This window comes from Glycocaulis sp. (genome assembly GCF_052168375.1).
Taxonomy (GTDB): domain Bacteria; phylum Pseudomonadota; class Alphaproteobacteria; order Caulobacterales; family Maricaulaceae; genus Glycocaulis.
The window spans coordinates 1-24308 of the sequence record NZ_JBQLZR010000089.1 but is presented as its reverse complement, the minus strand read 5'-3'; the positions used below and the strand labels follow the sequence as shown (position 1 = coordinate 24308).

23 protein-coding genes and 2 tRNA genes are annotated in these 24308 nt (G+C 64.5%); 15 read left to right on the top strand and 10 right to left on the bottom strand.

Annotated features, from left to right (window positions below; translation table 11 throughout):
• Window positions 1-32: 32 nt before the first annotated feature.
• A complete protein-coding gene (gene sppA, locus ACTS2Z_RS03470; protein ID WP_442571838.1) occupies window positions 33-1826 on the bottom strand; it encodes a signal peptide peptidase SppA in 1794 nt (597 codons plus the stop codon).
• A gap of 163 nt (window positions 1827-1989) precedes the next feature.
• A tRNA-Pro gene (locus ACTS2Z_RS03465) sits at window positions 1990-2066 on the bottom strand.
• 157 nt (window positions 2067-2223) lie between these two features.
• Here ACTS2Z_RS03465 and ACTS2Z_RS03460 point away from each other — a divergent pair.
• The 8 genes from ACTS2Z_RS03460 to ACTS2Z_RS03425 all read left to right on the top strand — a co-directional run bounded on the left by ACTS2Z_RS03460 (window position 2224) and on the right by ACTS2Z_RS03425 (window position 8590).
• Window positions 2224-2298: transfer RNA gene (locus ACTS2Z_RS03460), tRNA-Gln, on the top strand.
• A gap of 550 nt (window positions 2299-2848) precedes the next feature.
• The gene (locus tag ACTS2Z_RS03455) at window positions 2849-3565 is read left to right on the top strand and encodes a DUF3450 domain-containing protein (RefSeq protein ID WP_442571837.1); all 717 of its coding nucleotides are present in this window, start codon (window positions 2849-2851) and stop codon (window positions 3563-3565) included.
• A 27-nt stretch (window positions 3566-3592) separates the two neighbouring features.
• Window positions 3593-4990, top strand: coding sequence for a MotA/TolQ/ExbB proton channel family protein (locus tag ACTS2Z_RS03450; protein WP_442571836.1), 1398 nt, complete (start codon window positions 3593-3595; stop codon window positions 4988-4990).
• 14 nt (window positions 4991-5004) lie between these two features.
• Window positions 5005-5526 carry a MotA/TolQ/ExbB proton channel family protein gene (locus ACTS2Z_RS03445; protein WP_442571835.1) on the top strand — a complete coding sequence of 174 codons (522 nt, stop codon included), beginning with the start codon at window positions 5005-5007 and terminating at the stop codon, window positions 5524-5526.
• Window positions 5527-5529: 3 nt separating this feature from the next.
• Entirely contained in the window at window positions 5530-5943 is a 414-nt protein-coding gene (locus ACTS2Z_RS03440) for an ExbD/TolR family protein (protein WP_442571834.1), read from the top strand.
• Window positions 5944-5958: 15 nt separating this feature from the next.
• A complete protein-coding gene (locus ACTS2Z_RS03435) occupies window positions 5959-6363 on the top strand; it encodes an ExbD/TolR family protein (RefSeq protein WP_442571833.1) in 405 nt (134 codons plus the stop codon).
• Between the two features lie 19 nt (window positions 6364-6382).
• Window positions 6383-7000 (top strand): energy transducer TonB, encoded by a 618-nt coding sequence (locus tag ACTS2Z_RS03430; RefSeq protein ID WP_442571832.1) that lies wholly within the window; start codon window positions 6383-6385, stop codon window positions 6998-7000.
• 54 nt (window positions 7001-7054) lie between these two features.
• Window positions 7055-8590 carry a tetratricopeptide repeat protein gene (locus ACTS2Z_RS03425; protein WP_442571831.1) on the top strand — a complete coding sequence of 512 codons (1536 nt, stop codon included), beginning with the start codon at window positions 7055-7057 and terminating at the stop codon, window positions 8588-8590.
• Window positions 8591-8913: 323 nt separating this feature from the next.
• On the opposite strand, the gene ACTS2Z_RS03420 is transcribed toward ACTS2Z_RS03425, so the two are convergent.
• From ACTS2Z_RS03420 to ACTS2Z_RS03410, 3 genes are read right to left on the bottom strand one after another with little or no spacing between them, the layout of a single operon-like run.
• Complete coding sequence (locus ACTS2Z_RS03420) at window positions 8914-11211, bottom strand: S9 family peptidase (protein ID WP_442571830.1); 2298 nt, start codon at window positions 11209-11211, stop codon at window positions 8914-8916.
• A gap of 58 nt (window positions 11212-11269) precedes the next feature.
• On the bottom strand, window positions 11270-11677 hold the full coding sequence (gene msrB, locus ACTS2Z_RS03415; protein WP_442571829.1) for a peptide-methionine (R)-S-oxide reductase MsrB: 408 nt from the start codon (window positions 11675-11677) through the stop codon (window positions 11270-11272).
• 37 nt (window positions 11678-11714) lie between these two features.
• Window positions 11715-12983 (bottom strand): MFS transporter, encoded by a 1269-nt coding sequence (locus ACTS2Z_RS03410; protein WP_442571828.1) that lies wholly within the window; start codon window positions 12981-12983, stop codon window positions 11715-11717.
• 142 nt (window positions 12984-13125) lie between these two features.
• Between ACTS2Z_RS03410 and ACTS2Z_RS03405 the strand changes: the two genes are divergently transcribed.
• The 3 genes from ACTS2Z_RS03405 (at window position 13126) to ACTS2Z_RS03395 (ending at window position 15605) form a co-directional block, all read left to right on the top strand.
• Entirely contained in the window at window positions 13126-14199 is a 1074-nt protein-coding gene (locus ACTS2Z_RS03405; protein WP_442571827.1) for a DUF2336 domain-containing protein, read from the top strand.
• Window positions 14200-14442: 243 nt separating this feature from the next.
• Window positions 14443-14832 carry a helix-turn-helix domain-containing protein gene (locus ACTS2Z_RS03400; protein WP_442571826.1) on the top strand — a complete coding sequence of 130 codons (390 nt, stop codon included), beginning with the start codon at window positions 14443-14445 and terminating at the stop codon, window positions 14830-14832.
• A complete protein-coding gene (locus ACTS2Z_RS03395; protein WP_442571825.1) occupies window positions 14829-15605 on the top strand; it encodes a DUF6456 domain-containing protein in 777 nt (258 codons plus the stop codon). Before ACTS2Z_RS03400 ends, ACTS2Z_RS03395 begins: the two co-directional genes overlap by 4 nt.
• A 5-nt stretch (window positions 15606-15610) precedes the next feature.
• Here the strand turns inward: ACTS2Z_RS03395 and ACTS2Z_RS03390 are convergent, their stop codons facing one another.
• The 3 genes from ACTS2Z_RS03390 to ACTS2Z_RS03380 form a co-directional block, all read right to left on the bottom strand.
• Entirely contained in the window at window positions 15611-16027 is a 417-nt protein-coding gene (locus ACTS2Z_RS03390) for a SufE family protein (RefSeq protein WP_442571824.1), read from the bottom strand.
• Between the two features lie 64 nt (window positions 16028-16091).
• On the bottom strand, window positions 16092-16442 hold the full coding sequence (locus ACTS2Z_RS03385) for a hypothetical protein (protein ID WP_442571823.1): 351 nt from the start codon (window positions 16440-16442) through the stop codon (window positions 16092-16094).
• Window positions 16443-16596: 154 nt separating this feature from the next.
• The gene (locus ACTS2Z_RS03380; protein WP_442571822.1) at window positions 16597-17598 is read right to left on the bottom strand and encodes a hypothetical protein; all 1002 of its coding nucleotides are present in this window, start codon (window positions 17596-17598) and stop codon (window positions 16597-16599) included.
• 160 nt (window positions 17599-17758) lie between these two features.
• Here ACTS2Z_RS03380 and ACTS2Z_RS03375 point away from each other — a divergent pair, with 160 nt between their 5' ends.
• A complete protein-coding gene (locus tag ACTS2Z_RS03375; protein ID WP_442571821.1) occupies window positions 17759-19456 on the top strand; it encodes a sensor histidine kinase in 1698 nt (565 codons plus the stop codon).
• Here ACTS2Z_RS03375 and ACTS2Z_RS03370 read toward each other — a convergent pair whose 3' ends face one another.
• Window positions 19457-20362 carry a hypothetical protein gene (locus tag ACTS2Z_RS03370; protein ID WP_442571820.1) on the bottom strand — a complete coding sequence of 302 codons (906 nt, stop codon included), beginning with the start codon at window positions 20360-20362 and terminating at the stop codon, window positions 19457-19459.
• A gap of 10 nt (window positions 20363-20372) precedes the next feature.
• Window positions 20373-22007, bottom strand: a complete 1635-nt coding sequence (locus tag ACTS2Z_RS03365; RefSeq protein WP_442571819.1) for a hypothetical protein — start codon at window positions 22005-22007, stop codon at window positions 20373-20375.
• 59 nt (window positions 22008-22066) lie between these two features.
• Between ACTS2Z_RS03365 and ACTS2Z_RS03360 the strand changes: the two genes are divergently transcribed.
• From ACTS2Z_RS03360 to ACTS2Z_RS03350, 3 genes are all read left to right on the top strand, one after another.
• The gene (locus tag ACTS2Z_RS03360; RefSeq protein ID WP_442571818.1) at window positions 22067-22399 is read left to right on the top strand and encodes a DUF1491 family protein; all 333 of its coding nucleotides are present in this window, start codon (window positions 22067-22069) and stop codon (window positions 22397-22399) included.
• A gap of 99 nt (window positions 22400-22498) precedes the next feature.
• Window positions 22499-22999, top strand: a complete 501-nt coding sequence (locus ACTS2Z_RS03355) for a hypothetical protein (RefSeq protein WP_442571817.1) — start codon at window positions 22499-22501, stop codon at window positions 22997-22999.
• 53 nt (window positions 23000-23052) lie between these two features.
• On the top strand, window positions 23053-24308 hold a 1256-nt coding region (locus ACTS2Z_RS03350; RefSeq protein WP_442571816.1), incomplete at its 3' end, for a peptide chain release factor 3.

Genomic DNA, 24308 nt, shown 5'->3' with positions numbered 1-24308 from the left:
CCGGCGGGCTTTGCTCGTCTGTTGTGAAGCGCCTAGCGCGGCGCGCGCTCGTCAGTGCGCATCTGGGCGCCCCGGGCTTCCGCCCGGTCACGCGCTTCCAGCGCCGCGCGCACTTCCGGCAGGTTGAGAAGCGCACTGAGCTGCGAGGCCGCTTCAGCCCCCTCAGCCGTCAGACCGAAAAGCTGCTGCAAGGCCTCCATCGGCGTGGGCTGGCGCGGATAATGGCGCAGGCGCACCGTTTCATCCGCGCTGATGCCAGCCAGTTCCCGGGCCGCTTCGATAGCTTCGTGCAGGCCGCCGATACGGTCCACCAGCCCCAGTTCCAGAGCCTGCGCGCCCGTCCAGACACGGCCACGCGCAATCTCTCGCACGCGGGTGATCGGCAGGTCGCGGCCTTCAGCGACGCGGCCGGTGAAATCATCGTAGATTTCAGAGGCCATCGCTTCGACCGAAGCGCGCTGGGTTTCACTGAAAGGCGTCTGGGAGGAATAGGCGGTCGCAAACTCTCCGCCAACGGCAACGGGTTCGATATTGACGCCCACCTGGTCCAGCGCGCCGTCAATGACCACCTTGCCGAAGACCACCCCGATGGAGCCGGTCAGCGTCGTAGCGTTGGCGATGATCATGTCGGCCGGGGCCGCCAGATAATAGCCGCCCGATGCGGCCAGCGACGCCATCGACACGATGACCGGCTTGCCGGCCTCGCGGGCGCGCACAACCGCGTTCCAGATCTGGTCGGAGGCAATGGCAGAACCGCCACCGCTATCCACCCGCACGATGATCGCCCGTACATCGTCAGACCCGGCCGCACTGTCGATGGCATCAGCCATGGCATCGCCGCCGATGACGGAACCACCACCGAGCCCTGTCTCGCCGCCGCCGGTGACGATGGAGCCCTGACCGCTGATCATCGCGATGACGGGGCCGCGGGTCTGGGCGGGCGCAACCTGGTTGCGGGCGTAGGTTTCAATGTCCTGCAAGGTGGCGTTTTCGCCGGCACGTTCCAGCGCTGCGTTGCGCGCGGCTGCCGGATGCCCCAGCGCATCGACCAGGCCCGCTTCACGCGCCGCTTCCGCGCTGTGGGGACCAGAGACGATGCGGTCGCGGAAGGTCCCTGCCTCCATCTCGCGATCTGCAGCAGACACTGCCAGCGCCGATTCGAAGATCGCATTCATGTAGGAGGTCGTCGCCTCCAGATGGGCCTCGGTGAAACCGTCCTCGGTGTAGGTGTTTGCCGCATTCTTGTATTCGTAGAACTGCAGGAACTCGGCCTGCATACCGAATTGTTCGAACAGGCCGCCAAGGAAAAGCGACTCGCTGGCAAGGCCGACCGCCGCAAAGGTGGACGTGTCCTGCATCCAGATTTCGTCAGCCCCGCTGACAGCGAAATAGTTGGTGATACCTGTGCCCTCAAAGCCTTGCGCGTGGGCGATCACGAACCGGCCGCTTTCGGAGAAGCGGGTGAGGGCAGCGCCGATTTCCTCGGCCTGGGCAGGTGACATGCCAAACTCGTTGGCGCGCACGAAAACGCCGCGCACCCGCTCATCGCCTTGAGCGCGTTGCAGCGTCGTCACCAGGTCGACAACAGAGAGCGGTTCGGCGAAGGCGAAGGGCGAGCGGCTGGGCTGGTCCAGCCGGGTGCGGCGCAGGTCGAGCTGGAGCACGATGTCGCCGGTGGCAGCGGAGGCGCTGCGCCCTTCACTTGCCTGCTGCGCGGCAGAGGCGATGAGCGCGGCCAGCATGAAGCCGAGCAGCAGGACGGTCAGCACCGCCCCGACAATGACGCCCGCAACCGAGCCGAAAAACGTAATCCAGAACTGGCGCATGTATGCACTCCCGGTCATCTCGCCTGAAGCCCTGAGACGGGCCTGCTATCGCGAGGACGATATAGGGCGCAGCGATGCGGGTCGATACCACGGCCTGACTGCCCGGCGCTGACCGAGGCAAAAACGGCACAATGGCGAGGAACAGGGCAGGGGCGGGAAATGATGGTCGGAGTAGCAAGATTCGAACTTGCGACCCCCGCCTCCCGAAGACGGTGCTCTACCAGGCTGAGCTATACTCCGAACCGAGGCGGGCTGTATATCCAGTCTCTAAGGGCATGGCAATCGCGCTGCGCGGGCTTTTGTGCAGAAGATTGTGTCAGCCAGTTGCAGGAGGCCGTTGCATCTGTTTGCGGTGCAGGCTATCTAGCCCCTCCGCAAGCGCCCCCGGGCGTTCTGCTGGGGTGTGGCCAAGCGGTAAGGCAGCGGTTTTTGGTACCGCCATTCCCAGGTTCGAATCCTGGCACCCCAGCCACTTTTCCTCTGTACAATCAGGACATCTTGCAGCGCCGCAGTGCGCAGCTGCGGCTGACACGAGCCTGCCGCATTCCTTTGGCACTATGGCTCTTGCGCTGGCTCTGAAAACGGTGTTGCGTTGCGGCGAGGGAATTTTCTGTCGCATTTTCGAAACGGTTTCGGGCTAGGAAGCGTTAACTGCGAGCGGCACAGCTTTTGCAGCGCCTGAGCAGTTGATCGGTAGCGGTTTGAGCGCTAGCGTCGATGCCATGGAGTGGAGTGCTTTTGCACCTGCTCATTCAATAGACGGCGGGAAACGTCGCGTTTGAAAGGGGATAATTGATCCATCTGATTATTCCCTGCGGACGATTCGCAGGCCCTGACGGGCTCTGGCACGTCTGGTGCCGTGTGTTTTTTGGGGTGTCAGGTTGAAGGTTTCTTCCTGACAAGGTTTTTTCGAGGGTATCCGGGCGAGCAACATTCCTGATTGCTGGCCGGCTTCTGTGAGGCGAGACATGTCACAACTGAAATCACGTCTCCGTACGGCACTTGCCGTCGGATTGGGTTCCATGCTGGTCGCGGGCGCTGCCCATGCCCAGCTTGATCAAGCGCTTCAGGTGGCTCGCCAGTCCACCCAGGAGGGCGCGCGGGCGCAGCAGGAGATCAACGACGTTGCGGATCGCGCAGGCGATCTGGAGCGCGAGTATCTCGCCCTGACCCAGCAGATCGAAGACCAGCGCGTCTTCGTCGAGCAGCAGGAAGTCTTCCTGCGCTCGCAGGCCAACGAGCTTGAGGCCCTGCAGTTCCAGCTTGAGCGCGTCAGCACGATCGAGCGCGATCTCACGCCGATGCTGCTGGAAATGTATGTCGCCCTGGAAGAGTTCATCTCCAACGACCTGCCCTTCCAGTCGGACGTTCGCCAGGCCCGTCTCGACAATATCGAGCAGCTCCTTGGTGATGCCGCCGTGCCGCCGGCCGAGAAATACCGCGTCATCCTGAACGCCTACGAGATCGAGGCGGCCTACGGGCGCAGCCTGCGCACCTACGGCGAGGAAGTCACCGTGGACGGCGTTCCGAACGAAGTGACCGTGCTCCAGTTCGGCCGCGTCGCAATGGTCCGCATCTTCCAGAACGGCGACATGGAAATCATGACGCAGAACGCTCCGGAATGGCGCGAGCTTTCCGGTTCCCATGCCAACAACATCCAGCGCGCTCTTCGTATCGCGCAGGAAGTGACCACGCCTGATGTGTTTGTCCTGCCCCTCCCGGGCCCGGTAACCCGCTAAGCGCTGTAGAGACGGAGAAACAAAGCGATGAAAACGCTTTTCAAGATTGCCGCGGCTGCCTCGCTTAGCGCCAGCCTGCTTGCCGGCACCGCGATCGCCCAGGAAGGCCAGCGCCAGCCGGTGACGTCCATTTCCCAACTTCTCGACCGTGTCCGTGCCGACGCGCGCGACGCAGCGGCTGAAAACCAGCGCCGCCTGCAGGAGTTCCGTGCCAACCGTGATCGTCAGGCGGCTCTCGTGGCCCAGGCGCGCGGTCAGCTGAACGCCCTCGAGGCGACCGGTACGGCCAACCAGGCGCAGTTCGACGCCAACCAGGTCCAGATCCAGGAGCTCGACGCCGAGCTTCGCCGCGAGCAGGGCCAGTTTGGTGAGCTGTTCGGTGCCGCCCGCCAGAAAGCCGGCGAATTTGCTTCCACGATCGAAGCCTCCATCGCTTCGGCCGAAGCGCCGGGCCGTCACCAGCCGCTCCGCGAGCTCGCCCAGAGCCGCACGCTGCCGGAGCGCGCCGAGTTGGACCGCATCTGGCAAGCCATGATCTCCGAAATGGAGCTTCAGGGCGATGTCGTGACCTTCAACGCCCGCGTTTCGGGCGTGAATGAGGGCCAGCCGGTTCCGGTGACCCGCGTTGGCGTGTTCAACGCCTTCATCACCGACGGTGGCACCCGCTACGTTCTGTGGCGCGCCGAAGAGACCAATGCGGCCGCCGGCTTCCGCCTCGTGCCGCTTGAGCGTCAGCCCCCGGCCCGTCTGCTGGACGCCGCCAACTCGCTGGCCAACGCCTCTGAAGGTGAAATCGTTTCGGGTCCGATCGACCCGTCGCGTGGCCAGCTGCTGAACATCTACAAGGACGTTCCCAACACGGTTGAGCGCTTCAACCAGGGTGGCATCGTCGCCCAGATCATTCTCGGCCTGCTGATCTTCTCGGCTGCCTTCGGTCTGTTCCGTCTGTTCTCCCTGTTCACCACGAACTCGGCGATCAACGGCCAGAAGCGCCGCTCCACGGCGTCCAAAGGCAACCCGCTGGGCCGCATCATGCTTGCCTATGAAGAAGTGAAGACCCGTCCGATCGAGACGATCGAGCTCAAGCTGGATGAAGCCATCCTGCGCGAGACCCCGAAACTCGAGTTCGGCCTGAACTTCCTGAAGCTCGCCGCCGCCGTCGCGCCGCTGCTGGGCCTTCTGGGTACGGTTACGGGTATGATCCGCACCTTTACGCAGATCACGCTGTTCGGCACCGGCGACCCCCGCATCATGGCGGGCGGTATCTCCGAGGCCCTCGTGACCACGGTTATGGGTCTTATCGCCGCCATTCCGCTGCTCTTCATCCACTCGTTCGCTGCCAGCTTCGCCCGCGGAGCCCAGCAGACGCTTGAAGAGCAGGCCGCTGGCATCATCGCACGTCACGCTGAAGAGCGTGCTGGCTAGAAGGACCGGCAATCATGGATTTCCAAGGTGCCTTTTCCGGCCTGCAGGAATTCCTGGAGCGCGGTGGCCCGATCCTGACCTGGATCATGGCTCTGACCTTCGTGATGTGGGCATTCATCCTTGAGCGGCTGGCCTATTTCGGGCTGGCCCACAAGGGAGTGGCTGGCCGGGCGATCCGGGAGTGGGGCGCACGCAGCGACCACTCCTCCTGGAACGCCCACGCCATCCGCGACCAGCTCATTTCCGAGGTCAAGCTGAAGGCGGACCAGAATGTGGAGCTCATCAAGACCCTCGTGGCTCTTGCTCCGCTCTTTGGTCTGCTGGGCACGGTGACCGGCATGGTGGCAGTGTTTGACGTGATGGCGATTTCCGGTTCTTCGGACGCCCGCGCCATGTCTGCCGGCGTTGCCCGGGCAACCATCCCCACCATGGCTGGCATGGTGTCCGCGCTTTCGGGACTAATCTTCTCCAGCCAGATCGAACGCCTGGCCAAGCGCCGCGTGAACGAACTGGCCGACGAACTGGAAGTGGGGTAGCCCATGCGTAGACGTAGAGCCAAGGAGAACGATAGCGCCAACATCGACATGACTCCGATGCTGGATATCGTGTTCATCCTTCTGATCTTCTTCATTGTGACGGCGACCTTCCTCCAGGAAGAGGGCATCGACATGCGCCCGCCGCCCCCGTCTGAAACGCCGCCGCAGGATTCCAACCCTGTCATTCTGGTTCAGGTGACCGACCAGCAACGCGTGTTCGTGAACCTCGAGCAGACGACGGCAGACCGGGTGATGGCAGCGGTTTCGCGGATCCGGGCTGAACAGCCCAACTCCGCGGTGCTGATCCAGCCGGATGACGAAGCTCACCACGGGATCACGGTGCAGATCTGGGACGAGATGATGGCGAACGGCATTCCGGTGTCGATCAACCGCGACCGTTCCGGCGGTCAGTCGTAGCGAGGAGTATGTAATATGGCGCGCCGACAAAGCCGGGTTGCGACCGAGGACGAAGATACCGAGCTGAACATGACGCCGATGCTCGACGTCGTGTTCATCCTCCTGATCTTCTTCATCGTTACGGCCGTATTCGTGAAAGAGCCGGGTGTGGAGGTCGAACGGCCTCTCACCACGACCGAAGAGCGGGTACGCCCGACCATCCTCGTCGCCGTCACGGCCGATGATGAGGTCTGGGTGAACCGTCAGGTCTACCAGATGAACCAGCTTCGTAACGTGCTGGAGCAGCTTCTGCAGGAAAATCCCCGCGCAGAAGCCATGATCCAGGGCGATGCAGATGCCCCGGTAGGTACGGTTCTGGATGTGCAGGAACTTCTCCAGGAAATGGAAGTTCCCGTCACCATCTCGACGCGTCCGCGGTAGATAAGGAAGGAACAGACCGATGGCCAGTATTGTCCGTCTCCTCGTGAGCATGCCGCTCGCGGCGATCATCACCTTCCTGCTGTTCACGCTGATGCAGATCCTCATCTTCGAGGATGGCGTTCCGCTGGACGACGCGGGCGAGGAACTGCGTATCTCGATCTCGGAAGCCCCGGAGGAAATCCAGGCCCGCGTTCGCGATGCCAATATCGACCAGGTGGAGGATGTGACGCCTCCGCCGCCCCCGCCGGCCATCGAGCGGGCCCGGGCTGACCAGCCGACCGAAAGCCTGTCGACCATCGTGGGCGGCCTGCCGGAGTTTGACCGTCCCTCGCTGACGGGTGGCGATATCAGCTTCAACGTCTCCGACCGGGACGCCCAGCCGCTGGTGCGTATTCCGCCGCAATACCCGCCCCGTGCCGCTGAACGCGGTCTCGAGGGCCGGTGCTCGGTAGAGTTCGACGTGACGCCGGATGGCAACCCGACGAACGTGCGCATCCTGAGCTGCTCCAACTCTGTATTCGAGCGTGAAAGCATCCGCGCCGTCGAACGCTGGCGCTATGAGCCGCGCGTTCAGGACGGTACGCCGCAATGGCGCCGCGGCGTGCAGACGCAGTTCGACTACAACCTCGATCAATAGCGGGCAGGCAACTGCCCGTACGCCACCTGCATGGCGTGCTACAGGAGTGAAGACATGAACCGCCAGAGCCAGAGCATGACCGGGATTGGGCGTGTCATCGCGGCCGTCCTGGTGTCCGGCTGCATCGGTCTGACCGCTGTTGGCGCCGCTGCCGAAGCGCAGCGCCGCGACCGCGAGGAAGAACGCGAGCAGAATAACGAAAACCGGACCTTCTCCACCCAGATCGGCACCCTGGTCCTGCAGGCGCAGGAGCAGATCGATGCCGACAACATCCAGGGCGCCATCGCGACCTTCACGCGCGGCCTGGGGATGAACCCCAGCGCGTACGAAGCCAGCGTGATGTATGCCCAGCGTGGCCGCCTCTACTATCAGGTCGACAACGTCAACCAGACGATCTCGGACTTCCGTTCGGCGATCAGCACGGGCGGTCTGAATGCCGAAGAGACCCGCGACATGCGGATCAATCTCGGCCAGATCCTGATCAGTGTTGACCAGATCAATGAAGGCATCCGCGAACTGGAAGCGGCCATCGCGGCCGGTGCTACGGTCAATACCGGTATCGCCAAGCTGCTGGCTATCGCCTACGCACAGGGCGAGCGCTTCAATGACGGCCTGCGCTATGCCGAGCAATGGTATCGCGAGGCACCGGACAAGAGCCTGAACGAATACCCGATCATGCTGGTCTACTACCAGCAGCTGAACCGCCCGGCTGACGAGCTGCGGGTTGTTCGCGAGATGGTGAACCGCTTCCCGCAGGAACGCACGGCCTGGCAAAACCTTGTCAGCCTGCTGGCACGTACCGAGCAGGAAGAGCAGGCCTTCGAAGCCAACAAGCTCATGTATCTCAACGGCCTCTTCACCGAGGGCGAGGAGCTGCTGCGTCTGGCCCAGTATTACAGCTTCTATGACAACCCCTATCGCGGGGCGATCATTCTGGAGCGTGAGATGAATGCCGGCCGTATCGAACGCAATGTGCGCAATGTCGAATTGCTGGCGAACATGTGGCGTCAGGCTGCCGAGTTCGAGCGGGCCCTTCCGGTCCTGCGCCAGCTTTCCGAAATGCGCGCAGACGGCCAGACCGCTCTGGTGCTCGCCGAGGCTCACTACCAGCTGAACCAGTGGGAACCGGCAGCGCAGGCTTTCCAGACGGCGCTGAACCGTGGCGGTCTCCGCCAGCCGGGTGAAGCCTGGGTGCTTCTGGGAACTGCCCGCTTCAACATGGATGATCGTCAGGGCGCTCTGGCGGCCTTCCGTGAAGGTGCGCGTTTTGCCTCCTCGCGCAGCCAGGCCAATGGCTGGATCCAGTTCGTCAACGGCCAGATCGAAGGTGTGGCCCGCCGCGCCCGCCAGCGTGAGCAGGTGCAGATCGATGAGTGCCGCCTGACGGTCGAGGCCGAACGCCGCATTGCGACGGTTATCGGTGAGGCTGATGAAGATGGCCGCGTGCGTATCGAAGTGCCTGAACGCTGCCAGGCCTACTTCAACCAGTATGGCGAGCAGTTCCGCGAAGTCGGCATGACCGACGAGCAGGCTGCCGAGCGCCGGGCCCAGCTCGAGCGCAACGCGCAGGAAGCTGCCGCTGCTGGCTAGGTCAACAGTACCTGACTGAAATGGAAAAGGCCCCGGCAACACGCCGGGGCCTTTTTTATTGCGCCTGAGGGCGCTTCAGAGCTGCCACGGCGCTCTAGCTTGGCGCCCGTTCCAGCGCCCTCCTGCCGCGCTGAGAAAGTGGTCGCACCGCAACCGCCGGGAGCAGCGCAGGGCCGTAAGGAAGGCCGCACAGGTAAGGCAAACAGGCAAACAGGCAAACAGGCAGGACTGGCCGGCAGCCGACCCGGTGTGCAGTCCGGACATGAAAAGGCCGGGCAGCATGACTGCCCGGCCTCTTGCAGTTCTGACTTTGGCGCTGCGGCCTATTCGGCGACTTCCTCGCCGGCTTCGCCGGTGTCGGCTTCTGCATCGGCAAGGCCGGACACCATCAGGGCGAAAGCCCAGTCCTGGGCCCGTTCGCGAAGGGAGTCGAAGCGTCCCGACGCGCCGCCATGCCCTGCGCCCATATTGGTGCGCAGGAGGGTGAGGCCGTTATCGGTGCGCATCTCGCGCACGCGGGCCACCCATTTGGCCGGTTCCCAGTAGGTGACGCGCGGGTCGGTCAGACCGGCCGTCGCCAGAAGGTGGGGGTAGTCCTGAGCGCTCACCTGATCGTACGGGCTGTAGGACAGCATGTAGTCATAGGCCGCCTCGTCAGTGATGGGATTGCCCCATTCATTCCATTCCGGCGGGGTCAGCGGCAGGGTGGGGTCCGAGATCGTGTTGATCACGTCCACGAACGGCACTGCGCCAATCACGCCGGAGAAGAGTTCCGGAGCCTGGTTCATTGCTGCGCCAACCAGAAGGCCGCCGGCTGAACCGCCAAAGGCCACGATATTGCCTTCGCTGGTATAGCCGGCCTCGGCAAGCGCCCGGCCCGCATCAACGAAGTCGTTGAACGTGTTGAGCTTCTGGTCGAGCTTGCCGTCCAGATACCATTGATAGCCGTTATCGGTGCCGCCCCGGATGTGGGCGATCGCATAGACCATGCCGCGGTCAACCAGCGACAGATTGCCGATGGAGAAGCTTGCCGGAATGGAAATCCCGTAGGAGCCATAGCCGTAGAGCAGGAGCGGGGCTGAACCGTCAATCGGCGTCTCGACCCGGTGCAGGATGGTGACCGGAACGGCGGTGCCATCGCGCGCGGTGATGTTGATACGCCGCACGGAATAGTCGTCCGGGTTGTGGCCAGAGGGGATTTCCTGCTCCTTGCGCAGGGTCCGCTCACGCGTGGCCATGTTGAAGTCCCAGGTCTGACGCGGCGTCGACGGGCTTTCATAGGTGAAGCGCATGTCGTCGGTGGCAAACTCATAGCCGCCGCTCATTCCCAGCGAGTAGGCTTCTTCCTCGAACGCGATGTCGAACTCTTCACCGCTCTCGACATTGCGCACGATGATACGGGGCAGGGCGTTGGAGCGCTCGGAGCGCACCAGCCAGTTCTCAAAGCCCATCAGCCCGTTCACATAGGTGCCCGAGCGATGCTCGATGAAGGGCTCCCAGTTCTCGCGGCGCGGATCATCCACCGGCGCACGCATGATCTGGAAGTCCACCGCGCCATCCTGGTTGGTACGGATATACATGCCATTGCCGGTCTCGGTGAGGGAGTATTCGACGCCCTCCTCGCGTTCGGACACCAGCACGGCCTCGGCGGCCGGGTCGTTGGCGTCATAGAGGCGCACTTCGCTGGTCGTGTGATCACCGGTGGAGACGATGATCCAGCTATCGCCGTCGGTACGCCCGACGCCGATGAAGTAGCCATCATCGGTTTCCTCGTAGACCAGCTCGCGCTCGGTGGAGTCGATGGCCTGACGGTAAACGCGCTTGGGCCGGGCGTTCTCGTCGCGCCACACCCAGTAGATGGTGCGCGAGTCATTGGCCCATTCCAGCGAGCCATAGCCTTCGTCGGTCAGGGTGGCGATGTCTTCGCCCGTTTCCAGATCGCGGATCCGGATCTCGTAGTATTCCGAGCCATTGGTATCCACCGCCCAGGCGACATAGCGCTGGTCGGGGCTGTGCTCGAACGCGCCCAGCGAGAAGTATTCGGTGCCTTCGGCCTCGGCGTCGCCATCAAGGATGATCTGCTCCTCGCCGGAAATCTCGCCGTTTTCGTCTGCGGGGCGGCGCGCGAGGATCGGATACTGGCCGCCTTCGCGATAGCGCGAATAGTAGAACCATTCGCCATCGCGGCTCGGCACCGAGCTGTCATCCTCGCGGATACGGCCGCGCATCTCCTGATAGATCGTCTCCTGCAGGCCGGAGAGGGGGCTCATCACCTCCTCGTAATAGGCGTTTTCAGCATCAAGGAAGGTGCGGATTTCCGGGTTCAGCACGGACGGGTCGCGCATGACCTGCTGCCAGTTCTCATCGCGCAGCCAGCCATAATTGTCGACGCGGGTGCGTCCGAGCTGTTCGATGGTGACAGGGCGTGCTTCCACCTCCGGCGCGCTGATTTCAAGCGCGCGGGCGATGAGATCGGACTGCGGAGCAGCTTCATTCATGTCGGACTGGCTCGCGGTATTGGTGGTGTCAGGAGAGGAGGCGGGTTCGCAGGCGGAAAGGCCCAGAAGGGCGAGACCTGCCACGCCAGCCATCAGGCCGGCGCGAAAGCGAAATTCGGACATGGAAATTGGCTCCGGAAAATGAACAGCTCACCCCGGCAGTTGGAGTGTGCGTAACACTCTAGCCGTCATTGCCCGCCGGACGGAAGTCCAGCACTTCGCCATTTGCACACCAGCGCTGGCCGGTCGGCGGCGGGCCGTCATTGAAGACGTGGCCGCCATGGGCGCCGCAATTGGCACAGTGAAATTCGGTGCGCGGCATGATCAGCTTGAAGTCGGTCTTGGTGCCGACAGCATCGGCGCTGACGGGCGCAAAGAAGCTGGGCCAGCCGGATCGGGACTCATACTTGGCGGCCGAGGAAAACAGCGCCTCGCCGCACACCACGCAGTGATAGGTGCCGTCACGCTTTTCCGCGTTCAGCAGCGAACAGCCCGGCGGCTCGGTGCCTTCATGAAAGGCGATGCGTTCCTGTTCCGGTGTCAGCCGGGCGCGAAGCGTGCGGATTTCGTCGTCGGATAGGCGGGGCATGACTGTCCTCGTCGGGGCCGGATGGCGGCGCAGCGGATCAGGATGGATCGGCGCGTCTCACAGACAAGATGGGTGTGGTCAGCACGATGACAATGAGGACGCCCAGAATTCCCGCTGCCGGGATCAGGGCGGCATCGCGCGGTCCCAGCCACTGGACGACATAGCCCATGGCAACTGCTCCGGCCGGCATGCCGCCAAAAAGGCCGAGCTGGTAGACGCTCATCACACGCGCGATCTGTTTGCGCGGTGCGTTTTCCTGAACCAGTGCGCGCGATAGCGACATCGCAACGCCGCCTGCCAGCCCCCACACAAAAATGACGGCAAAGAGCTGGATCAGAGTCAAAGGCAGCGCGATGCAGGCCAGCGCCAGCGCGGCCATCGTCTGCACAACCATCAGCGTGCGGCCCGGACGCTCGATCAGCGGAAGGCGGGCAAGGATGATGTTGGAGAAGAAGGCGCCCAGCCAGAACGTCACCATCATGCCGGCCAGCACGTCATAGCCTGCGCCATAGATATCGCGCACCAGAACCGGGATGATGACGAAGAAGCCGCCGCCAACAACCAGTGCGCCGACCGCAATCATGATCAGGGTCATTGGCCAGATGACCTGCGATTCCAGGACGGTGCGCATGCCCGTCAGGAGCGCAGTGATCACCGGCTCGCTATGCTCGCGCGGGCGCGGCAGGCGCGGCATGGACAGGGCGATCAGCCCGCCCGCCGCCAGCACCACGGCCTGGATGGCAAACAGCGGGGCGGGCCCGAAATAGCTCGCGAGGAATCCCGCGCCCATGCCGGTGATCTGGGCGCCGAACTGGACCAGTGAGGCAAAGACGATCGCGCGTTGCAGGCTGAGCGGGCGGCCAAGGCGCTGGGTCACGCGGGTCACGCCATTGATGGCGGAATCGCGCGCTGGCATCACGAAGGCTCCGGCGCTGCCGACTACCAGCGCGTAGACCACCAGCGCCTCGTAGCTGAGGAGTCCGGCAAAGAGCAGGGCGGAGAGAACACCGGCCGAGAGTCCGGCGATGAGGTGGAAGGTCAGCAGAAGCGTGCGCCGGTCAGCGCGCTCGGCCAGCACGCCGGTCAGCGGCAGAAGGAAGAGCATGGGCGCGGTCAGGGCCGCCTGAGCAATTCCGAGCCGGGCCGGCGTTTCTGCAAGCGTGAAATTGATGACGCCCGGAAACAGTGTCGTTTGCAGGCCGAAGCTCGCAAACCACGCGCTCACCACAGCCATGTAGGCCCAGAACGGATCGGGACGGAAACTGCGGCGGGCAGGCACCGGGAGCGTGTTGTCGGTATCAGGCATTTCGGTCTGGCGCCGTCCCGTTTTCCAGCAGGTCTTGAAACCCCTTAGGCCAATTATGCCAGCTTCGCCACGTTTCCTTAATCGGCGCGCGACAAGCTGCAGTGCACGTGAAAGTCAGATAGTGCGTTGGAGTCCCGCTGTCATGGACCGCCCTGATCCCGTTCCGGCACCGGCTGTGTCGGCCCGTTCGCGCCTGACCCGGCGCCTGGCCGATATTGTCTGCCTGCCATCCAGCCAGCTCAGCCCGCAAGAACGCTGGATCGTTGCCGACGTACTCGAAGAAATCATGCGTCATGCCGCGCCTGACCTGCGCGGGCGCATTGCCCGCCGCCTGGCCGAACAGGCAGAGGCACCTCCGGGCCTGTTGCGCCGTCTGGCCCTTGATGCCTTCGAGGTGGCAGAGCCGATCCTTCAGACCGCAAAATCCCTGACCGATTTCGACCTGATGGAAATTGCCTCCAAGGGCGAAAGCCGCCACCGGCAGGCCATTGCCCGGCGCAGCCATGTCAGTGAAGTGGTCTCGGCTGCGCTGGTTTCGGCCGGCGACATGACCGAAGTGTCCGCGCTTCTGGCCAATCCCGGTGCGCGCCTCGCCAGCCAGACGCTTGACCGCCTATTGCAGATGGCAGCCGGCGAACCGGGGCTCGCCCGTGGCATCATCAAACACAGCGAGCTGCGCCCGGCACAGGCCCTCGCGCTGTTCTGGGATTGCGGCCATGAGGAGCGGCGGCTGCTGCTGGAACGCTTCGGCGTCAGCCGGGCGATCCTGCAGGATGCGGCTGACGATGTGTTTCCGCTGGCCGCCAGCGAGACGCCGCGCGATGAACTCATCGGCAGGGCGTTGAGCTATATTGAGCGCCGCCAGCGCAATCGCGCCGCCGCCGAACGATCCGCATACGGGTCGCTGGAAGGCGCCGTGGAGGAAGCCCGCCGGAACGGGATTACCCCGGCCATCAGCGATGAAATGGCGACGCTCGCCAATATCCAGCGCTCACTTCTCGACCGGATGCTGGGCGATTTTGGCGGTGAACCGCTCGCCGTGCTCGCCAAGGCGACGGGCCTGTCGCGCAATCATCTTATGATGATGCTGGAGCTGGCAGGCCGGGCCGAGGCCGCCATAGAGCAGGCGCGCTATGTGTTCGATACGCTCTCGGTCGACCGGGCCCAGACCGTGCTGCGCTACTGGAACTGGTCGCTGACGCGCCCCGTCGCCTGACGGCGGGCCTCTATCCCGCACCGGTATCCGCCTGTGTTTCGCGAGAAAGCTCGCGGGTTGTCCATGCTTCACGATTCAATCAATGGTTGATTTCAAGCGCTAGCAAGGCGCTTGATATGATTTATCCCTTTCTGAAAACGTGAAGCAGGAGGGGCTTTTGCAATCAATGTAGGAAAATTATCCTCGCTTCTGGCGTGCGCGTCTAGGATGACCTCCGATACGCACCGATCAGGAGTTGAGGACATGGATATGAAACAGGCTCGCGCGGAGCATGACCGCGCCCGCGCCCAGCTTGCCCGTCAGGCGGTCGCCTTCAGCACAGGCGTGCCGGTAGAGGCTGTGAATGCGCTGACACGCGGCACGGCGCAGGCCGCGCTGGCCCGGCAGATGGCGATGTATCTGGCGCATGTCGCCTTCGAGATGTCGCTGGCACGCGTGGCCCAGGCTTTTGGCCGGGACCGCAGCACGGTCGCTCACGCCTGTGCCAAGATCGAGGATCTGCGCGATGATGCCGCCTTTGACAGCAGCCTGGATGATCTGGAGACCTCACTGCGCTCCATGCCCGATCCGGCGCGGCTGAAACGGCTTGCATCACTGGGCATGGTTGGCGCCGCGTCCGAGTGCCGCCTGTGAGCGCGCCGTCCTGGATGATCCGGCTTGCCCGCAAGGGCCGCCGGATTGCGCCTCTGCCGGGTGGACGCGGCTATGGGGTGTATTCGGGTACGGACAGGCGCCGCAGGCCGCTCGCGCTTTTGACGCCTGCCGAGTTGCAGGCGGCAATCTCTGGCGGCCTCGTCGAAACGGCCGGGCAAGGCGGCTGGGAACTCACCGATGCAGGCCATGCGCGCCTGAAGCGCGAAGAGACCATCCGTCATGAATCTGATGGTGAGGGCGGGTTCGCCAGCCAGCACCGCACCCTTGCCGACAGGGCGGTCATGCAGGCCGATGGCCGCATCGCGCTGGCGAGGGCCAATATCGATGCCTCTCCACTGGCTCGCTATGCGGTGGCTCGCGAAGGACGGCCGGCCTTGCTGGAGCGGGTTCATGTGACAGCCGGTGAGCGCTTGCGCGCCGACTACGATGCATCGGCCATGCGCTCGCGGGTCACTTCCCACTGGTCGGGTATGCCGCGAAGTGCATCCAGAACGCCTGTCGATGCCACAGATGCACCCATACGCGCCCTCGATGCGCGCAACCGGGTGATGGACGCGCTGGCGGCGGCGGGGCCGGGCCTCGACCGATTGCTGGTGAACATGCTGATCCGGGAGACCGGCATGGAGCGTGCCGTGCGCGATCTCGACTGGCCGGACAAGGCCGGGCAGACAGCGCTGCAACTCGCTCTGGAGCGCCTCGCCATACATTACGGTTTGAAGCGGGCAGGGGTGCGCGCTGATCCTTACGCCTAAGGTCGTCAGCCTTGCGCTGCAGCGAAATTGCGGATGCGGGCCACCATGGACGCGAGCCCGTTGGAGCGCTGCGGCGAGAGATGCTCCCCCAGTCCGATTTCGCCCAGCACTTCGCGCGCATCGATGGCGGAAACCTCTTGCGGCGTACGCCCGCCATAGAGGCGGATCACCAGCGCCACGAGCCCCTTGACGATGTGGGCATCGGAATCGCCGCGCAGCACAAGGCGTCCGTTCGGGTCGGTATCGAGGACCAGCCAGACCTGGCTGACACAGCCCTGCACCTTGTGGGTGTCGCTATGCTCGGCCTCGCTCAAGGGTTCAAGCTGGCGGCCCATGTCGATGAGGTAGCGATAGCGCTCCTCCCAGTCGCCCAGGAAGTCGAACTCGTCGATGAGGGATTGAATGTCTGCGTCGCGCTCCATGGCGCTGACCTAGGCGCAGCAGCCCCAAAGGGCAAGACGCGTCTCTGCCCTGATTGTCTGGCCGCTAGCGGGTCTGTGCGGCAGCTTTGGCGCCTTCGGTTTCACGCGAGGCCTCGATCATGGCGTCGGCCTGTGACAGGGCGACGCTGCCGACATAGCCGCCAAACCCGGTCACATGGGTCCAGATTTCGCAAAGCTCGCCATATTCGGCGCAGATGCCGGTCTCATGCTGGCGTGCGGCAACGGGAGCGGGCTGGCTCTGGTTCTGCTGCAGGCTGGCCGCGGCGCGTGCTGCCGGTTCGGACAGCAGACGCTCCATGTCGCTCGCAAACAGGCCGCCAGCCGCCGTGAAGCCGGGCGGCACAAATGCCGCAACGACCGCAATCCAGAATGCAGCGCGCAATAGGAACATCATCGGCTTCGCCTCAGCCTTCCGCTTCGCGGGAAGTTCTGTCCCGCACGATGAAGGCTAGGCAGGCCGGCCTGCAATTTCCAGCGAAAGCCGGGCGTGGGGTAAATGGCCGATTAACGCTGCTTAAGCTTGGTTTTCAGATCGTTAATGCCGAAAGCTATTCCGATACCGGAGCTCTGGAGGCGGTCAGGCAATCTGCCACCTCTTCCAGCGCGTGCTCGGCGATGCAGAACGCGTCCTCATACTTGAAGTGACCCGCAGCGACGCACTGGGCAAGGTTCAGCCTGGCGGTGACGATGCAGCGCTCCACGCCCGGATCGGCCAGCAGGACGTCCATGGCGCGCATGTCGCCGGACTCGATCGATTGCAAGGCTGCCACCGCAAGGATGCGGCCCACCCGGCGTTCATCGGGCTGCAACTGCGCTTCGCCGACGGTCAGCGACAATTCCGGCGAGGGTGCTGCGGGCCTCGGCGTTGTCGCAGGCGCGGCGAAGAGGTCAGAGGCGGCGCCAAGTCGCCGGCCATTGCCGCCTTCCGGCATGCGGAAGGGCGATTGCAGGCGGACCGAACCGCTCTCGATTTGCTCCAGGCGGATGCGCCGGTCCGTGGCGCGCGCGCGGGCCCAGGCCTGCCCTTGCAGGTCATAGGCGGCCTCGCGATACCGCCCGGCGACATCGTCAATCTGCTGGTTATCGGTGCTGAGCGCGCCGACCACATTGTCAGAGGCTGCGTCCGCGCCCATGAAGCCGGTCACGAAGACCGGATCATTCATCAGGCTCGCGGCCGTCACGCCGGGTCCGTAATAATCGGCAATCGCGCGTACGGAATCGATGAATTCGGGATGCTGGGAGGCAACCAGTGCCGCATAGGCAATCTGGGCGTCGACCAGACGGCTGTCGGTATAATAGGCGGCGAGCGAATCCATCGTCTCGTCGAGCGCCAGTACAGAAGTCAGTTCGCGCCGCCCGGCCTCGTTCACTTCGGAGTGGAAGGCGGCATAGGTGTCCGCCCGGCGCTCAAGAACGGAGGGTTCGGGCGTCTGGGCTTCGAGCGCCAGCACAGGCTGAGCAGCGTCTGCGCCGGGCTCTGCAGCCGGAACTTCCTGTGTACCTGCAGACAGGGCAGCCAGTGTCAGGCCGACCAGCAAAGATGAGATCATGGCCGAAGCGCTCCAAGCGGATGTGATGGGCGCAGTGTGACGTGAAATTGTCTGTTGTCCAAGGCGTCCAGCAGCGCTTAACCCCGATTCAATAATTGTTAACGCCACAGGCAGAGCTTGCAGTCATACACAGGTTAACTGAGTCGGAATCAGGAACGGTATGACCACCCTTGCGGCACGGCCTGGCAACTGGTTCGAGCGCTCCGGCGCGCGCTGGATGCATGCGCTCTGGGCTGCGGGCTGGGTAGCTGCTGCAATCACCGCCTTCATTTCGGGCGCGAGCCTCGCCGGAGCTGGCCTTCTCGCTGCCGCAGGCCTGCCAGGCCTTGTCGGCTGGCGGGCCGGACGCAGCGCCGTCTGGGGCGATGGCGCCCGCGCGATGACGGTCATCGCCTGGGTCATTCCCGGCCTTGCCCTTGTGTCCGAGCCGGGGCTGGCCGTTCTCGCCTTTCTGGCCGGCCCGGCGGCCCTTGCCGCCTCGCGCCAGTTCATCGCCGCGCTGGTCAGCCTGACCGTCAACGCTGCGGCCCTCATCATTCTCGCAATTGCAGGAACAGGCCCCGTCGCGGCCGGTATTGCCAGCGTGCCGATGGCGCTCGGGATTGCGGGCTTTGTCGCAGCGTGCGCACTGCTTTCGCTTGGGTCGGTCCTGCCGCGTCTTGCCCGGCTTGAAACCGCCAATGCCGCGCTGGCGGCACCGGCAGAAGGTTTCCACCATGCGCCGTCTGCGCTCATTGTCTGTGACGGTGAAGGGCGGATGCAGGCCGTGTCAGCAGCCTTGCGCAAGATGATGCCCGGCCTGCCGCGCGAGATTGCCGGCCTGCCTGTCGCCAGCCTCGCCTATGAGGATGAGGGTCACGATCTTCTAGACCAGCAATTGCGCCACGCGCGCGGCTCCATCGTGACGACCATGCGCGGTGCCGGCGGCCGGCCGGTCACGCTGGAAGCCCATGCGCACAAGGCCGGCGACGGTTTCGTTGTGGTCCTGTCTGCACCGGAACTCGAAAGTGCGCTGGTCGACCGGCTGCGCCGCGAACGCGACGAAGCCATTGCCAACAGTCAGGCCAAGTCCGAATTCCTAGCCGCAATCAGCCATGAATTGCGCACGCCGCTCAACGCCATTATCGGCTTCTCCGACCTGATGAAGCAGCGCCTGTTCGGCCCCATGCCGGCGCGCTACGCCGAATATGCCGACCTCATTCATGAGAGCGGTGTCCACCTGCTCGATCTGATCGGCGATGTGCTGGACATGTCGCGTATCGAGGCGGACCGCTACGAGCTGGTGCGCGAGACCTTCGATGGCGGTGAGGTGGACGAGACCTGTGTGCGCATGATGCGCCTTCGGGCCGAGGACCGGAATATCCGGCTGAGCTGCGATGCTGGCACCGCGGCTCTGCCCGTGCATGCCGATCGCAAGGCGCTGCGCCAGATCGTGCTGAACCTTCTGTCGAACGCCATCAAGTTCACGCCCCATGGCGGCGCGGTCGTCGTGATGCTGCGCGCGAGCGGACCGGATCTGGTCATTGCGGTCGGCGATAGCGGGCCTGGCATGTCTGATGCGGAGCTGAACCGGCTGGGCCAGGCCTACGCGCAAGCCTCCACCGCCCGTCAGAGCGAGGAGCGCGGCTCCGGTCTGGGGCTGGCGCTGGTACAGGCGCTCGCAGGCCTGCATGGCGGCGCACTCAGCCTGAAGAGCCGTCAGGGCGAGGGCACGACCGCAACCATCCGCCTGCCGGTCATGACGTCTGGCAAGGTGGAGGCAGACGAGGAAACGCCGGAGATTCCGGCTGTCCATGCGCAGATACGCCGTGCACAGGAGGCCGGTCAGGCCATCGCGCAGCAGGCCGCTGCCAGCTGATCAGGGACGGGTTTCCGGCTCGCGCGGTGTGTTGGCCGCCAGCGCGTAATCATGGGCCTGACGCAGGCCCCCTGCCTCGATCCAGACCCGGCCGATGCGGCCCCCCGTCTCATCGAACAGATCAACACGCGCCGCTTCGGCGGCGTCCAGCGCGGCAATGCGTTCGAGGGTTTCATCCGGAAAGATGAAGCTCGCCGTCTCACCTTCGCCTTCCGGCGCGAACTGTCCGCCATCGCGCAGGCGCCCGCTCGTCCAGATGCGTTGCTGGCCATTGCTGAGCGCGCCAAGCGCCGCAAGCGGTTCACCGCCGGGCGGCTGGCGGCGTCCGCCATAGGTGAAGTCTATCGGTGTCGGTGCCAGGTTCACATCGCGCAGCACGATGACCGCGCTGACCGGGCGCTGGCCGGAGCGAAGCGAAAGCAGGACTACAGGCTCGGTTCCGATAATGACGGAGCCAAAGCGGGCCGAAAGATCGCCATGGACCGCGTCCTGCGCGAGTATCCAGGGGGCTTCGCCTTCGATCGCCGGCGGACCTGCTGTCCAGCTCCGGCTAGGTCCGTCAAAGACACGCTCCCCGCCCATCAGCCAGCCATTGAGCGCCTGCCGGTAGCGGCTGACCGGAAAAACGGTCTCGCTGCTGGTACAGTCAGGCGTTGTCCAGCGCCGCTGGATGCGCGCCGTGCCGGCAGAGTAGACCGCTGCGGACATGCCGTCCTGCTCGGCCAGATGGCGGGCGGTGGCGATCTCGCGTTCCAGAATGGCCCGTTCGCCAGGTGCCAGCAGGCCACAGGCCGTGTCGATCGTCGCGACCTCCACAAGCCGGCCCAAACGCGCGGCAGGGCCGGTGCGCACATCCTCTGCGGCTTGCGAGAGGGAAAGGGCGGAAAGGGCGGTCAGAAGGATCATCCGGCCGATACTACTCGGCGCGGGTTGATCTCCGGTTTACAGCATTGCCCGCAAACAGCAGCAGCACGGACAGGGCAAACGCGATCAGGGCAAACAGCCTGTCATGCTCGCGGAAGAGCGAGATCAGCTGGTCGGACAGGGGTTCGCCTGCGCTGGCGGTCGGGCCAAACGCGGTCACAGAACCGGCGTCCCACAGGACAGCCCGGCCCTGCATTTCCTGCCAGAGATCAGAATGGGCAAGCCGGCGCGCCGCACGCGAGAAATCCGCGCCTTCTGGCGCAGTCACCAGCGCGACGGTGCGCCCGCCGGGTTCACGGTAAAGCGCGGCAACACCGGTCACGGCGCCCGCAACAGCGCTGCCCTCATCGGCAAACGCGGTCGACCCGTAGGGTCGGCGGGTGCGCGGTACGCGCCGGTCGGCGGCTTGTGCTGCGGCGCGCACTTCGGCAGGCGCCGCCCGTACAAGATCGGGATTGATGGCCGTGATCGGCCCCAGCAGGAAAAGATCATGATCGGCCGGGGCAAGGCCTGCGTCATCGCCATACCAGGCAAAGAGCCAGGATGAGCCTGAAACCAGCGCCGCGCGCGACAGCAAGGTGAGGGCACCCAGCCGGTCTGCTGTGCTCTCGCCTGCAAGCACGACGGCGGCCCGGCCACCATTCTCACGCGCAAAAGGCGCACCGGAAGACGCAAGGGCCTGCAAATGCTCACGCCCCTCGACGCGCCGCGCAGACGCGTGCGTCAGGGCAGGCGCGGACAGCGCGGTTGCCGGCGTCATCCGGGTTTCGCTCGACGCAAAGCTGCGCGCCGCGAACAGGCGAGCCGCTGCGGCAACGATCGTGGTGTCTGATCCGGCGAGGTGAATGGTGTAGGGGTCGGTCAGCGCGATGGAGGCCGTCGGCGAAAGCGGGTCAATGGCGGCGCGCACGACAAGCTCTGCTGCCTGCGGGCGTTCCACCAGCACGGGGGCCTGCCCCATGCGCAGGGCAATGCCCTGGGCCACCAGCGCCTCGACCGCGAGACGTTCGCGCCCGGAACCGGCCGCGTCGATGAAGACACGGCGCGGCGCGGCGAACTGGGCGGCGAGGGCCGTCTCCAGCGATTGCAGCGTTTCATGGCCCGCAGCGGGCAGGGCTGTTACGCGCAGCCGGCTGGAGCGCAGATCAATGCGCCATCCATCGGCCATCCCGGCATGGAAGCGCACGACCAGAAGGTTTTCACCTTCCGACAGGCTTTCCGAATAGAGCGAGAAACGCGCCTCGAAACTTTCCGGCAGGGGCGAGAGGGAGATTGTGCGAGAACCGGTCAGGAAGGCTTCCAGCCGCCCGCCCGACTGGCCCGAGACGGGCTGCGCGGACAGGACCAGCTCCACCCCTTCCGGCACGGCGCCCGGCGCCAGCGTGAAGGGAATGCGCAGCTCGCGTGTATCGGCATCAAGGCGGTGGAAGGCGGCGTCATCACTGCGCAGGCTGGCAAGCGTCCGCTCTTCAGATCGCGCTATGCGCTCGGGAGATGTTTCATCGCTGAAGGACGAGGCGCTTGTGTCATCGGGAATGGCTGCCATTACAGCAGGACTGGCCACAAGCAGGGCTGCCAGGGCGGCAACCTTGCACAAGACACTGATGTGTCGTGCCTGTATCGTCATGAAACGCTCCCCTCGATTTACACATTATTAAGCAATTGGCCTGCCAGCAAGGAAGAATCATGCCTGAGCTCAACACATGGATCTGGGTTGATGCCCTGCGCTGGCGCGCGGAACGCGAGGGCGCGTCCTTTTTTGTCCTGCACAAGGGCGATAGCGATGCTGGCGCAGTCCTGGTGAAGGTGATCGATGGCGACAGGCTGGCTCATCTCTATGTGCCGGTGCGCGACATGGAGGGCGAGCGTCTGTGGTCGAGGCCGCTTGGCGCACCGGTCGAGGAGGCACGCGCCGACAGCTATATCGCGCGCCGCCGCGAGGACGATCCGGACATCTGGGCGGTTGAGATCATCGACCGGCAGGGGCGCCATTTCCTGATCGAGCCGGTTGAGCGCTAGGACGCTGAATCAGGGTTAACTGCCGGGTAACACTGCCATTCTCTCAACGAGGCGGTGACGCAGTTTTAACGCGGCCCCGCCAGACTGGCGCCATTCAGGGTGAACACGCAGCCTGCCCGGCCGGAACAGCACCTCGTCAAGGAAGGGGCCTCCGGCAGACGCGGCAAGGCTGCATCAAAGTGGGGTCTTCCGGTGCTTTTCCTGTTCAACGATGTTGTTTTCAGTCTTGGCGATCCTGAGCGCGCGGCTCTGTCCGCCGGCAGTCCGATGTCGGAGGCCCAGCTGCGCGCGCTGACCCTTGGCAAGGCGGTCAAGCTGGTGCGCGAAGCGGTGTTCGACGAGCCTTTGCTGGCCCGTCATGCGCCCGACAAGGCGCGCTTCCTTGCTGCGCTGATCGGCTGGAAGAGTGACGAGGCCAATGCGCTACTGGCGATCCGTCCCAATGCGGCGCGCGGGCCAGAGGATGTGCAGGTGCGCGTGGCTTCAGTCGGCCTGATGGTGCTCACCCAGCTCAAGGGCCTGCAGGAGGTTGACCTGCTCACAGCGCGCACGGCCAATGATGCGGTGTGGCTGCACGCCCCCCAGCGCTTGCGCGCCTGAGGCCTGATTGCTAGGTCCGGCGTCGACATTGTCTTCGACAGCCAGGACCGGCCATGACCTCCCCTTCAAGCGCCTTGCCCGAATGGGCGCGCCGCCGCACGTTCGCGATCATCTCACACCCCGACGCCGGCAAGACGACGCTGACGGAGAACATCTTGCTCTCCGCCGGCGCGATCCGGCTGGCTGGTCAGGTCAAGGCGCGCGGCGAGAACCGGCGCACCCAGTCGGACTGGATGAAGATCGAGCGCGAGCGCGGGATTTCGGTCTCCGCCTCGGTGATGACCTATGAATATGGCGGCCTGCTCTTCAACCTGCTTGATACGCCGGGTCACGAAGACTTCTCCGAGGACACCTATCGCACGCTGACCGCCGCCGACAGCGCGATCATGGTGCTGGACGCCGCAAAGGGCGTGGAGCCGCGCACACTCAAGCTGGTCGAGGTATGCCGCCTGCGCGACATCCCGATCCTTACCTTCATCAACAAGATGGACCGCGAGGCGCTGGACCCGTCCGAGCTGCTGGACGACATCCAGGACAAGCTGGCGCTCGACGCTGCGCCAATGCAATGGCCGGCAGGGTCAGGCAACCGGTTCAAGGGTGTGGCTGATCTGGAACGCGACGAGTTCGTCGTCTATCGCCGCCCGTCTGCTGATGATGCCGATCCGGTGCAGAGCCGCCGCGTCTCCCTGTCCGGCAACGAGATTGCTTCGGTCCTGTCAGAGGCCGAGCTCGCCGAACTGCGCGAGGGTGCGGAGTTGGCCCGTGAGGTCTGCCCCGCCTTCAATCCGCAGAGCTATCGCGAAGGGCATATGACGCCGGTCTATTTCGGATCGGCCCTGCGCCAGTTCGGCGTGTACGAACTGCTCGAAGCGCTCAAGCAGGTAGCGCCGGGGCCGGAAGCCCAGCCCGCGACCGGCGGGCCGGTGCCCGAACTGCAGCCCGATGGCAAGGAAGTGGCCGGGTTCGTGTTCAAGGTGCAGGCCAATATGGACCCCAATCACCGCGACCGGGTGGCGTTCATGCGGCTGTGTTCCGGCACGTTCAAGCGTGGCATGAAGCTGAAGACCGATAGCGGCAAGCTGCTGACCGTCTCCAGCCCGATCATGTTCTTTGCGCAGGACCGGGAACTCGCCGACGAGGCCTATGCCGGTGACGTGATCGGCGTGCCGAACCATGGCGCGCTGCGTGTGGGTGACACGCTGTCAGAAAGCGGCAAATGGCGCGTGGCCGGTATCCCGAACTTCGCGCCCGAACTCCTGCGGCGTGCCCGCCTGAAAGATCCGCTTAAAGCCAAGCACCTGAAAAAGGC